Source organism: Pseudomonas edaphica (genome assembly GCF_005863185.1).
GTDB classification, from domain to species: Bacteria; Pseudomonadota; Gammaproteobacteria; order Pseudomonadales; family Pseudomonadaceae; genus Aquipseudomonas; species Aquipseudomonas edaphica.
Genome location: NZ_VBVZ01000216.1, coordinates 1 through 9,467 on the forward strand (window position 1 = coordinate 1; position 9,467 = coordinate 9,467).

Annotated in this window: 10 protein-coding genes and 1 pseudogene; 7 read left to right on the plus strand and 4 right to left on the minus strand. The window is 61.4% G+C overall.

What is annotated here, in order from left to right; translation table 11 throughout:
* Window positions 1–11 precede the first annotated feature (11 nt).
* Window positions 12–218, plus strand: a pseudogene (locus FEM54_RS15755) (D-alanyl-D-alanine carboxypeptidase); the annotation flags it as partial.
* A 1-nt stretch (window position 219) separates the two neighbouring features.
* Here FEM54_RS15755 and FEM54_RS15760 read toward each other — a convergent pair.
* Window positions 220–999, minus strand: coding sequence for an IclR family transcriptional regulator (locus FEM54_RS15760; protein ID WP_017135179.1), 780 nt, complete (start codon window positions 997–999; stop codon window positions 220–222).
* A gap of 120 nt (window positions 1,000–1,119) precedes the next feature.
* On the opposite strand from FEM54_RS15760, the gene hmgA reads away from it, so the two are divergent.
* From hmgA to FEM54_RS15780, 4 genes are all read left to right on the plus strand, one after another.
* A complete protein-coding gene (gene hmgA, locus FEM54_RS15765) occupies window positions 1,120–2,403 on the plus strand; it encodes a homogentisate 1,2-dioxygenase (RefSeq protein WP_138451813.1) in 1,284 nt (427 codons plus the stop codon).
* Between the two features lie 3 nt (window positions 2,404–2,406).
* On the plus strand, window positions 2,407–3,693 hold the full coding sequence (gene fahA / locus FEM54_RS15770) for a fumarylacetoacetase (protein WP_138451815.1): 1,287 nt from the start codon (window positions 2,407–2,409) through the stop codon (window positions 3,691–3,693).
* 12 nt (window positions 3,694–3,705) lie between these two features.
* Window positions 3,706–4,341, plus strand: coding sequence for a maleylacetoacetate isomerase (maiA, locus tag FEM54_RS15775; protein ID WP_017135176.1), 636 nt, complete (start codon window positions 3,706–3,708; stop codon window positions 4,339–4,341).
* A gap of 137 nt (window positions 4,342–4,478) precedes the next feature.
* On the plus strand, window positions 4,479–5,792 hold the full coding sequence (locus FEM54_RS15780; RefSeq protein ID WP_138451817.1) for an MFS transporter: 1,314 nt from the start codon (window positions 4,479–4,481) through the stop codon (window positions 5,790–5,792).
* A gap of 25 nt (window positions 5,793–5,817) precedes the next feature.
* Here FEM54_RS15780 and FEM54_RS15785 read toward each other — a convergent pair whose 3' ends face one another.
* Window positions 5,818–6,621 carry a SirB1 family protein gene (locus tag FEM54_RS15785; protein WP_017135174.1) on the minus strand — a complete coding sequence of 268 codons (804 nt, stop codon included), beginning with the start codon at window positions 6,619–6,621 and terminating at the stop codon, window positions 5,818–5,820.
* 187 nt (window positions 6,622–6,808) lie between these two features.
* On the opposite strand from FEM54_RS15785, the gene FEM54_RS15790 reads away from it, so the two are divergent.
* The gene (locus tag FEM54_RS15790; RefSeq protein ID WP_017135173.1) at window positions 6,809–7,828 is read left to right on the plus strand and encodes a Glu/Leu/Phe/Val dehydrogenase family protein; all 1,020 of its coding nucleotides are present in this window, start codon (window positions 6,809–6,811) and stop codon (window positions 7,826–7,828) included.
* Between the two features lie 55 nt (window positions 7,829–7,883).
* Here FEM54_RS15790 and FEM54_RS15795 read toward each other — a convergent pair whose 3' ends face one another.
* Window positions 7,884–8,144, minus strand: coding sequence for a YebG family protein (locus FEM54_RS15795; protein ID WP_138451819.1), 261 nt, complete (start codon window positions 8,142–8,144; stop codon window positions 7,884–7,886).
* 248 nt (window positions 8,145–8,392) lie between these two features.
* On the opposite strand from FEM54_RS15795, the gene FEM54_RS15800 reads away from it, so the two are divergent.
* Entirely contained in the window at window positions 8,393–8,881 is a 489-nt protein-coding gene (locus tag FEM54_RS15800; RefSeq protein ID WP_017135172.1) for a phosphate-starvation-inducible protein PsiE, read from the plus strand.
* On the opposite strand, the gene FEM54_RS15805 is transcribed toward FEM54_RS15800, so the two are convergent.
* Window positions 8,878–9,195: a DUF3509 domain-containing protein gene (locus tag FEM54_RS15805; protein WP_058419385.1), complete on the minus strand. Its 318-nt coding sequence runs from the start codon at window positions 9,193–9,195 to the stop codon at window positions 8,878–8,880. The two genes, FEM54_RS15800 and FEM54_RS15805, sit on opposite strands and share 4 nt — an antisense overlap.
* Window positions 9,196–9,467 lie beyond the last annotated feature (272 nt).

Below are 9,467 nucleotides of genomic sequence, written 5' to 3' on the forward strand. Positions count from 1 at the left end.
GCCTGCGGTAGCGCCTGCGCGGTACACCGGCCGAGAACAACCTGCATGCCAAGACCGGCTCCATGGGCGGCGTGTCGTCCTTGAGCGGTTACATCACCGATAGCAAGGGGCGCAAGCTGGTGTTCTCGATGCTGAGCAACAACTACGTGGTGGGTGGCGCGCAGGTCAAAGCCGTGGAAAACCGCGTGGCGCTGGCTTTGTCAGGCTGGGACGAGTGATTCAGGGCTGATAGCCCATGCGCCAACTCACGGCCCGAGTCGCCGCCAGCAAGTGCTGCGCCGCCGGGCCGTCTTCATCGGCATGGAACAGTGAGGTGGGGCCGACCACGGTCATCACCGCCGCGACGTGCCCAACCGCATTGAACACCGGCGCCGATAATGCATCCACGCCGGGCATCAGCAAACCATGCACAAAGTGCAGGCCACGGCTGCGGATCTGTTCGCAGGCGCTGGCGTAAGCCTCGTCGTCCGCCAGGGCATGGGCAGTCCCGGCCTGAATCTCGCGTTCGCGCAATTCCACGGTTTCCCGCGACGGTAAATAGGCGCTGAACACCAGCCCGGTGGACGAGCTGAGCAGCGGCAGCACCGAACCCAGCTGCGTCACCACGGTGACGGCGCGCACCGCCGGCTCGATCTGCACCACGGTCGCGCCCTGGTTGCCCCACACCGCCAAAAAGCAGGTTTCATTCAATTCATCGCGCAGCTCTGCCAGCGGCATCGCGCCGACTTTCAACACATCCATGCTGCCCAGCGCTGCCAAACCTACGCGCAAGGCCTCGCGACCCAAGCCGTAATGGTTGGTGGCGGCGTTCTGCTCGGCGAAGCCCGAGGCGATCAGTGCCTGCAAATAGCGGTGGACCTTGCTCGCCGGCATCTGCACATGGTCGGCCAGGCGCGACAGCGAAGTGGCCGGGGACAGCTCGGCCAGCGCCTTGAGGATATCGGTGCCCACTTCGGCCGAGCGGACTTTCTGTTTACCGGTGTCGCGGGGCTTTTCCATGGAAGGGCGAGAATCCGAGAGATGAATGGGCGTCTTTATAGCTTGACGGTCGATAGTGATCAAATTACGTTATGCGTAACTGGATTACGATAAAAACAACTTCCGCACAGAGGATGATCCATGAACCTCGAATACCTGTCGGGCTTCGGCAATGAATTCGCCAGCGAAGCCCTGTCCGGCGCGCTGCCCGTCGGCCAGAACTCCCCGCAAAAAGCCCCCTACGGCCTGTACACCGAATTGTTCTCCGGCACCGCCTTTACCATGGCGCGCAGCGAAGCCCGCCGCACTTGGCTGTACCGCATTCAGCCATCAGCCAACCACCCGGCGTTTATCAAGCTGGAACGGCAATTGGCCGGTGGGCCGTTGGGCGCGGTGACGCCGAATCGCTTGCGCTGGAACCCGCTGGATAGTCCAAGTGAGCCGACCGACTTTGTCGACGGCCTTGTAGGCATGGTCGCTAACTCCGGGTCGGAAAAACCCTCAGGCATCAGCATCTACAACTACCGCGCCAACCGTTCCATGGAGCGGGTGTTCTTCAACGCCGATGGCGAACTGTTGATCGTCCCCGAGCAGGGCCGTCTGCGTATCGCCACCGAATTGGGGGTGCTGAACGTTGAGCCACTGGAAATCGTGGTGCTGCCCCGTGGTTTGAAATTTCGCATCGAACTGCTGGATGCGCAGGCTCGTGGCTATGTCGCGGAAAACCATGGTGCGCCACTGCGCCTGCCAGACCTTGGGCCGATCGGCAGTAACGGCCTGGCTAACCCGCGTGACTTCCTCACGCCGGTTGCGCACTACGAAGACAGCAAAAAGCCGACCACGCTGGTGCAGAAGTTCCTCGGCGAACTCTGGGCTTGCGAACTGGACCATTCGCCGTTGAACGTGGTCGCCTGGCACGGCAATAACGTGCCGTACAAGTACGACCTGCGCCGCTTCAACACCCTCGGCACGGTGAGTTTCGATCACCCGGACCCGTCGATTTTCACCGTATTAACCTCGCCCACCAGTGTGCACGGCTTGGCCAACCTCGACTTCGTGATCTTCCCGCCGCGCTGGATGGTGGCCGAGAACACCTTCCGTCCGCCGTGGTTCCATCGCAACCTGATGAACGAATACATGGGCCTGATCCAGGGCGCCTACGACGCCAAGGCCGAGGGTTTCCTGCCGGGTGGCGCGTCGCTGCACAGCTGCATGAGTGCCCATGGCCCGGACGGCGAGACCTGCACCAAAGCCATCAACGTGGACCTGGCGCCGCACAAGATCGATAACACCATGGCCTTCATGTTCGAGACCAGCCAGGTGCTGCGCCCGACACAGTTCGCCCTTGAGTGCCCACAACTGCAACCTTCCTACGATGCGTGCTGGGCCTCGCTGCCCGCCACCTTCAACCCGAACCGGAGATAACCGATGACTCAGCCAACCTTTACCCGCAGCTGGGTAGCCTCCGCCAACGGCCACCGCGATTTCCCCTTGCAGAACCTGCCGCTGGGCGTGTTCAGCATCAATGGCTCGGCGCCGCGCAGTGGCGTGGCGATTGGCGATTCGATTCTCGACCTGCACGCTGCGCTGGATGAGTTCGAAGGTGAAGCACGGCGTGCCGTTGAAGCCACTGCCGGTGGTCAACTGAACGCGTTTTTTGAACTCGGCCGTGGCCCGCGCGTAGCCTTGCGCGAGCGCCTGCTGGAGCTACTCGCCGAGGGCAGCAAGCTGCACACCCGTGAGGCGCAGGTGCTGCACCGCGCGGCTGATTGCCAGATGCATCTGCCGGCAAAAATCAGTGATTACACCGACTTTTATGTGGGCATCGAACACGCGCAAAACGTCGGCAAACTGTTCCGTCCCGACAACCCGTTGCTGCCCAACTACAAGTACGTGCCGATTGGCTATCACGGCCGCGCCTCGACCATTCGCCCCTCGGGCACGGACGTACGTCGGCCTAAAGGCCAGACGCTGCCGGCCGGCCACACCGAGCCCACCTTCGGCCCCTGCGCGCGCCTGGATTACGAATTGGAACTGGGCATCTGGATCGGCCAGGGCAATGCCATGGGCGACTCGATTGCCATTGGCGACGCCGCCGAGCATATCGCCGGTTTCTGCCTGCTCAACGACTGGTCGGCGCGGGATATCCAGGCCTGGGAATACCAGCCGCTCGGCCCGTTCCTGTCGAAAAGCTTCATCACCAGCATCTCGCCGTGGGTGGTCACCGCCGAAGCCCTGGAGCCGTTTCGCAAGGCCCAGCCGGCGCGCCCCGAAGGTGACCCGCAGCCGCTGCCTTACCTGCTGGACACGCGTGACCAGGCCGCTGGCGGTTTCGACATCGAACTGGAAGTGCTGCTGACCACCGCCGCGATGCGCGAGCAAAACTTGCCGGAACACCGCCTGACCCTGAGCAACACCCAGCACATGTACTGGACCGTAGCGCAAATGGTTGCTCACCACAGCGTCAATGGCTGCCAGTTGCAGGCCGGTGACCTGTTTGGTTCGGGCACTTTGTCCGGGCCGCAGCCGGGGCAGTTCGGCAGCCTGCTGGAAATTACCGAAGGCGGTAAAAAGCCGATCGAACTGGCCTCCGGCGAGGTGCGCAAGTTCCTTGAAGATGGCGACGAAATCATCCTGCGCGCCCGTTGCAGCCGTGAGGGGTTTGCCTCCATCGGTTTCGGCGAATGCCGTGGCACTGTGATCGCAGCACGCTAAGAGGGCAGGGCGATGGAACTCTATACCTACTACCGCTCTACGGCGTCGTACCGGGTGCGTATCGCCCTGGCACTCAAGGGGCTGGACTTTACCGCCGTGCCGGTGAACCTGCTGGTCCCGCCGGGCGGTGCGAATCGCCAGCCGGCTTACCTGGCGATCAACCCGCAGGGCCGCGTGCCGGCGCTGCGTACCGATGAGGGTGAACTGTTGATTCAATCACCGGCAATCATTGAGTACCTGGAAGAGTGTTATCCACAGGCGCCGCTACTCTCCAAGGACTTGGCGACCCGCGCCCATGAACGCGCGGTGGCGTCGATCATTGGCTGCGATATACATCCGCTGCACAACTCCAGCACGCAAAACCTGCTGCGTAAATGGGGGCATGACGAGGCGCAAGTGCTCGAGTGGATCGGGCATTGGATCAGCCAGGGCCTGGGCGCGGTGGAGCAGTTGATTGGGGATGAAGGCTTTTGTTTTGGTGACCAGCCGGGGATGGCGGATGCGTTTCTGATCCCGCAGTTGTACGCGGCTGAGCGCTTCAAGGTGCCGTTGGGCGCGTACCCACGCATTGGACGCGTGGCGGCGCTGGCGGCGCAGCATCCGGCGTTTGTGCAAGCGCATCCGGCCAACCAACCCGACACACCCTAAATCAATGTGGGAGCTGGCTTGCCTGCGATAGCGGCCTATCAGTTGATCATTCGCTGGCTGACACACCGTCATCGCAGGCAAGCCAGCTCCCACAGTTTGATCCGCGTCATCCTTATAAAAATAACAGGTACCTTGCGATGCACAATCAGATTGCCAGCTTTCGCGCGGCACTCGACGCCCGTCCGGTGTCGCGCTACCAGTGGTTGATTCTCCTGTTGCTGGCGTTGCTGCTGGTAACCGACGGCTATGACGCCCAGGTGCTGGGCTACGTAGTGCCGGCATTGGCCAAGGATTGGGGGCTGGAAAAAGCCGCGTTCGGCCCGGTATTCAGCGCCAACCTGTTGGGCCTGACCCTGGGTTCGTTATTGGTAACGCCGCTGGCCGACCGCTTTGGTGTGCGCCGTATCCTGCTCGCCTGCGTGCTGATCTACGCGAGCCTCACCGTGCTGATGGTGTTCGCCAACTCCCTGACCACACTGATGGCCGCGCGGTTTATCTGCGGCATTGGCATGGGCGGCGCGATGCCCAGCGCCATGGCGTTGATGTCGGAATATTCCCCGCCGCGCATGCGTACCTTGATGGTGACCCTGGCCGCCTGCGGCTTCTCGTTCGGTGGCGCGGCGGGTGGGTTTGTAGCCGCAGGTTTTATCGAAGGCTACGGCTGGCAGGCGGTGTTTCTGGCAGGCGGGGTGACGCCGTTGCTGCTGTTCCCCTTCCTGGTGTGGTTGCTGCCGGAATCCTTGCCGCGTTTGCTGCGGGATGCGCCGCCGTATGCGCGACTGCAAAAGGTTACGGCGCGCATGCTGCCCGACTGGCAGCCGCCGCTGGCGAGCGAGGCAGAGAATCTTCAGGAGCAGGGCAGCAAACTCACGGTGGTGGAGCTGTTTCGCAACGGCTACGCGCGTCCGACCATACTGATTTGGGCCACTTTTTTTGTCAGCCTGATCCTGCTGTATTTCATGATCAGCTGGCTGCCGACGCTGTTGCTGGAAAGCGGCCTGACGTTGAAGCAAGCGAACCTTGTGACCTCGATGTTCCTGTTTGCCGGCACTTTGGGCGCCATCGGCATGGCCTGGTTTGCCGACCGCCTGAAAAGCAAAGTGCGGCTGCTATCCGGCGTGCTGGCGGCGGCTGCTGTGTGCACGATTTTGCTCGGGCTGAACCACGACAACCCGCGTTATCTGGTGGCCTGTGTGTTCGCGGCCGGGTTCTGCATTATTGGTGGGCAACTGACCCTCAACGCCTTCGCCAGCAACTTCTATCCGGCGCATGTGCGTGCTATCGGCACCGGCTGGGCGTTGGGCGTGGGGCGCTTTGGTTCAATCCTGGGGCCGTTGTTTGGCAGCATGTTGCTGGCGATGCATATTCCGGTGGAGCAGATTTTCTTCTTCTGTGCGATTCCGGCGGTGATTGCGGAGCTGCTGATCATTCAAGTGCGCTCGCCACAATAAATCCTGATCGCCAAAAATAAGTAGTTCAATGCACCACGGTGTTGGGCGGCAAATGCCCCAGCCGCTCGGTCAGGCGCAGGCGCTGGATCGGGTCTTCGCTGAGCAGCAGTGCGTGTTCGAGGTCAAAGCGCTCGGCGCTCGGGCAGTCCAGGCGCTGGTAAAGGCTGGCCCGCGCCAGGTAATCCGCAGCGCTGGCGTTGCCCAACTCCAGCACGCGCTCGGCATCAATCAGGGCCGACAGCGGGTGGTCATTGGCCAGGTGCAGTTGGCGCAGGTTACGTGACAGCCGTTGCAGTATCGCGCGCGGTTCGGCGGTGAGCAGGTGCTCGGCCTGCAACTTGAGGTTTGGCCCGTACTGGCGGTGCAACAGCTCGCGGCAGTCGTTGGGGTACAGGCGCCGGCCGCCGCAGGGGTCCAACAGGTGGTCGGCGCCAGGCACCCGCAGCAGGAAATGGCCGGGGAAATTAACCCCCACCATGGGGATATCCAGGCGCCGCGCCAGCTCCAGCGCGATCAGGCCCATGGCCAAGGGCTGGCCGCGTTTGCGCTGCAGTACCTTGTCGAGCAGCGCGGCGGCGGGGCGCAGCGGTGTGGAGTCATCCTGGGCAAACCCCAAGTCATTCATGCGCCGCAGCAACGGCTGGCCGAGCTCATCCGCTGGCAGCATGGGCATACCGACGCTGACCTGTTGTTGCAGCAAGGTCAGGTCTTGCAGGATCAGCACGGGTTGCACGCTCGGATCGTGTTCAGCCGCCATCCACAACGCGGCTTCAAACAGCGAAGGCGGTGAGCGGTCCAGGCAGGCGAAAAAGGCTGTGCGGGGATTCATTGCATTCTCCGGCGGATGCCCACGTTTTAGCCTTGCTGTGAATTTTCGTCCAGTAACTTAAGAAATGTCCTGCGTGCTTATGTCGTGATGCCTACGAAACCTGGCGGCTTATTCCAGCGTGATTCAGCAGTTTTCTACCGCAAGCCTATACTGGGGCCTCTACCAGAAGTGATTCGGGAGCCTGACGATGTTTGCGCTTATGCACAGCACCCGCCTTGAATCGCTGCACCTGAGCATCGACCCGGTCACCGGGTTGAAGGCCGTCATCGCCATCCACAACAGCCGCCTCGGCCCTGCCTTGGGCGGTTGCCGTTATCTTGCTTACCCCGACGATGAAAGTGCCGTAGCCGATGCCGCGCGCCTGGCCCAAGGCATGAGCTACAAAGCCGCCCTGGCCGGCTTGCCGGTGGGCGGTGGCACGGCGGTGATTATCCGCCCCGTGCACGTGGAAAGCCGCGCCGCGCTGTTTGAAGCGTTTGGCCGTTGCATTGAAAAACTCGACGGCCGTTTTGTGACCTCGATCGACAGCGGCACCAGCGTTGCCGACATGGACTGCATCGCCCAACACACCCGTTTTGTCACCAGCACCACAGCCGCCGGCGACCCGGCACCGCATGCCGCCATGGGCGTGTTCACCGGCATCCGCACCACTGCCATGGCGCGCCTGGGCAGCGATAACCTCGAAGGCTTGCGCGTCGCGATCCAGGGCCTGGGAAATGTCGGTTATGCCCTGGCCGAACAGCTGCACGCGGCGGGCGCCGAACTGTTGGTCAGCGACATCGATCACGGCAAGGTGCAATTGGCCATGGAGCAGTTGGGCGCACACCCTATCGCCAACGATGCGTTGCTCAGCACACCCTGTGACATCTTGGCGCCGTGCGGTGTGGGCGCGGTGTTCAATCGCCACACGGTCGGCCAATTGCGCTGCGCTGCCGTGGCGGGCTCCGCCAGCGCGCAACTGAGCAACCTGGACATCGCCGACCAGTTAGAGGGACGCGGCATCCTCTACGCCCCGGACTACGTGATCAACTCCGGCGGCCTGATCTACGTCGCCCTCAAACACGCCGGCACCGAGCTGCCAGGTATCACCGCGCACCTGTCAAATATCGGCACACGCCTCACCGAGATCTTTGCCCACGCCCAGGCCGAAAAACGCTCCCCTGCACGGGTGGCCGATGAACTGGCCGAGCGCCTGCTCTACAAATAATCCAGGCATTAAAAAGGCCCTGAATCAATGATTCAGGGCCTGTTCAATTCGGGCTTTACTCTGCCACCGGGTTCAGCAACTCGGACAATGCATCCGGCTGGCTCTTGAACGCCTTGGCAAACACATCGCGATTCTTCGCCATGTAGATCCCGGCTTCCTCCACCTGCTGCTCGCTCAGGGACGGCACGGCTTTTTGCAACACTTCTGCCAGCAACTCAGCGAGTTCAAGCATCTTGTCATGACGATCAGCTTCGGCTTTATCCATGAACAAACGCTCCAGATCTCGGCTGCTGCGGTATACCACTTCGACGGCCATTCACCACCTCACATGCCTTCACGATAGTTGTCTTATGCGACTACTGTATTCATATACAGTAAAAAGGGTAAGCCAAACCACGAGGTTTGGGTAGCAGTTTTTTAATGTAGCCGGTAAATAGGGGTTTGCAGTGCCTCATGTCACCACGCCATCATCTTATACCTGCCGCTGGCCTTTTTTCTGCATGCAGAACAACCGTCACGTCTAACCCGCAATATCCGGTCGAATCGACCTAAGGAAGCTTCATCGTGAAAATTAACTGGGCCGAAAAGCTGCGTCAGCAAGTCCATGGGCTGGCCGAGTCGCTGGGCAATCTGTTTGTCGAGACGTTCCACTACCTGGCGTTGTTCGCCATTGGTGCGGTGACGGCCTGGGCGGCGGTGATGGAGTTTCTGGGGATGCTGGAGACGGGGCACATCAAGATCGATGACATCTTGCTGCTGTTCATCTACCTGGAATTGGGCGCAATGGTCGGGATTTATTTCAAGACCAACCACATGCCCGTGCGCTTCCTGATCTACGTGGCAATCACCGCGCTGACGCGCCTGCTGATCTCCAACGTGTCGCACCACAACCCGCCGGACATCGGCATCATCTACCTGTGTGGCGGCATTCTGTTGCTGGCGTTCTCGATTCTGGTGGTGCGCTATGCCTCGTCGGCGTTCCCGTCGGTGAAGGTCGAAGGCCCGCGTCGCAAGGGCGAGGCGAGCCTGGAAACCGAGAAAGGCGAGCTTTAAAGCCCGACGCTGAAGGGCAGGGTGCGGGCGGGCGGCGGCTGCAATAATTTGTGGCTGTCGCCATCCGTCATCACCGCCAGAATCTCCATGGCGCTGTGACCCTGCTCGATGGCGATGCCGAACTGAATGCTTTGCACCAGGCGCTTGAGCCGCTCTGGGTCGTTGCGTTGTTCGGCGCTGATCATGCGTTTGGCCACCACGCCCGTCTCGTCCGAGAGGGTGAGCATGATGCTGCCGTCGAGCCGTTGGATGCTCAGGTTGACGCGGTAGGTGGGCGTGAAGGTGTCAGTGATGATCTGAAAAGGATTGTCCATGGTGCGTTACCGCCTGATAAGAACATGCAGTCATTGACGACCGGTGCCTGGTTTAGTTCGCGTTGCCTGACCACCGGCCACTCCGTCGCTGAGGTTTCACAAGGTCCGTTTGCCTCGGTAGCTGTAGAGCAAGGGGCGTGCCGTATAGCGACTTGCCTGACTGCGCCTGACCCCTGTGGGAGCGGGCTTGCCCGCGATTGCGGTGTATCAGCTAAATAATTTCTGACTGACAGACCGTTATCGCGGGCAAGCCCGCTCCCACAGGGGTCAGG